This window comes from Brevibacterium rongguiense, from assembly GCF_009857845.1.
Taxonomy (GTDB): Bacteria; Actinomycetota; Actinomycetes; order Actinomycetales; family Brevibacteriaceae; genus Brevibacterium; species Brevibacterium rongguiense.
This window is the reverse complement of the sequence record NZ_WWEQ01000151.1, coordinates 1-315: the sequence shown is the minus strand read 5'-3', so window position 1 is coordinate 315 and position 315 is coordinate 1. Positions and strand designations below refer to the sequence as shown.

Genomic DNA, 315 nt, shown 5'->3' with positions numbered 1-315 from the left:
TAGGTGGACGGGGACTGGTGGCCGCACCAGGAGTGGCGTCGGCGGGTGTTGTAGCGGGTGGCCCACCGGAACACAGCCCGCCGGCAGCTGGTGGCGTCGGTGAACGTGGCGGCGCCAGCGAGGAGTTCGCGTTTCAGGGTGGCGTTGAATGACTCGGCCAGGGCGTTGTCGGCGCTGGTGCCGACGGCACCCATGGATTGGGTGACGCCGAGTTGGCCGCAGAGTTTGGCGTAGTCAGCCGAGGTGTAGACCGACCCGTGATCGCTGTGGAACACCGCCCCGGCCAGGCTGCCCCGGTCACGGCGGGCAGCCTTG

At 69.5% G+C, this 315-nt stretch carries 1 protein-coding gene; it reads right to left on the bottom strand.

Annotated features, from left to right (window positions below; translation table 11 throughout):
* Positions 1-315, bottom strand: a 315-nt coding sequence (locus GSY69_RS13935; protein WP_160954412.1) for an integrase core domain-containing protein, incomplete at both ends; no start/stop codon positions are given.